Source organism: Vibrio sp. ZOR0018 (assembly GCF_963865925.1).
GTDB classification, from domain to species: domain Bacteria; phylum Pseudomonadota; class Gammaproteobacteria; order Enterobacterales; family Vibrionaceae; genus Vibrio; species Vibrio anguillarum.
Genome location: NZ_CAWMCN010000164.1, coordinates 1 through 1624, shown reverse-complemented (window position 1 = coordinate 1624; position 1624 = coordinate 1). Strand labels below are relative to the sequence as shown.

At 39.0% G+C, this 1624-nt stretch carries 1 protein-coding gene; it reads left to right on the top strand.

The features are described from left to right. The first annotated feature begins 1088 nt into the window (after positions 1-1088). The gene (locus AACR75_RS18430; protein WP_052190358.1) at positions 1089-1424 is read left to right on the top strand and encodes a hypothetical protein; all 336 of its coding nucleotides are present in this window, start codon (positions 1089-1091) and stop codon (positions 1422-1424) included. Positions 1425-1624: the final 200 nt, after the last annotated feature.

Below are 1624 nucleotides of genomic sequence, written 5' to 3'. Positions count from 1 at the left end.
GTTCGGCGGTGCGTTGTCAACCCCTTAGCCGGGCGTTAGGCAAGGTGAGTTTTTATCAGCTAAATCGAGTTGAAATTGAATGATAAGTTCCATGTTCTCATGGCTTAAGTTAAGCAATAAATAATCATCACATATTTGTTGTTTCTTGATCGCGTTGGGTTGTTTGTCGTTGTGAGTTTAGCGGTAAAATAACCTTCAGCATCCAAACGTCCGCCGAGCATGCTACGCTCGTCACTGTTCTTCCAAACCGCTCAATTTGAGTTTTTTGTTTCTTTGCTGATTTAGCATTTTGGTTTATAAATGAATCGGTTAGTTTGTTTCAAGTTTACAAAAAAGCTCGTTCTTTGGTTGTATAACAAACGGCTCAAGAGGGATTGTCAACGCGTGGCGGCTTTAGTACAAAATTGAAGTTCAGTGTTTACAGTGTGTTTTTTGAGTTCGGCTATGCGTTGTCAACCCCTTAGCCGGGCGTTATAAGCACCGAACTGTTCAAAATAAGGAGTAATTTTGAGTATTTGTGAATGTGAAGGACCAACAAAGGTCAAAACATCATATATTTGCACTGAATGTAATAAATCGGTGAAAAGTTGGCAACTTAAGAAAAAACTTAAGTATATTGGGATTATTGGTGTCATTGGGTATGGTGTAGGACAAGCTACCGAAGCGGTTATCTTCGATAATAGATACCCTATGGAAGTTGAGTTTGCACTTACTGATGCGTGTGTTAATAGCTCAGGTCGATCATTGAGTTCAAGCCAGTATCAGAAAAAGCAAATACTGTGTTTATGTGCAGTGGAAAGAACGATTAGTGATGTTAGCTACTCCGACTTTAAATCATCAAAGCATCTATTTGACCAAAACCTGAAGCGAAACCTTAATAAGTGCTAGGTACAAGCACCTAGCACTCTTATGCTTATTTAGTGCGTGGAGGGTTGTTACCTCGACCGCCACCTGAAGGATTACCAGTTTTGCTTGGACCATTTGGTGGAGTATTATTAGCCATAAATTTTTCCTTACGTTTGTTAGTTTTATTGTCTCAATCGGACATGACTAATTTACGATAGTGTATAGGGACATTTGGGGACACAATGGATATCAGTGAAATTCAAAATGAAATTAAGTCATTGCTTGACCTTCTTGGTTGGTCTCAAAAGAAACTGGCTCGTGAACTGTATGTGGAAGAGTTTGAGTATGATGATGAACTGGAAATAAGGCGTTATGAGGAAAAAGTAAAAAAGGCTCTTTCCCGCTCTACGACTAAGGTTGAGCTACTTCGGGGTTACTTAAATTTTATCAATAGCCACCCAACATTCAGCAAAAAACGCTTGGTGCTAAATAATTTTCACTCAAGAGAGTGTCTTTCAGATGAGCAGCTAAAAACAATGAAAGAGTTTTCAAGCTTGGTTGATAAGAAAATAACATAATGTGCTTATAACAAACTGTTTAAGAGTGATTCGCAACACTTGGCATTTTTGCTATGCGTTGCGTTTTGTGTTTAAGGTGGTATGCGGTAGCTTCGGTAATGCGTTGCTCACACCTTAACAGGGCGTTATAAGCTTTGGAGGCTTTAGTGATTACAATTCGAGAAATGGATATTTCCGATTACGATTCAGTGATTGATCTG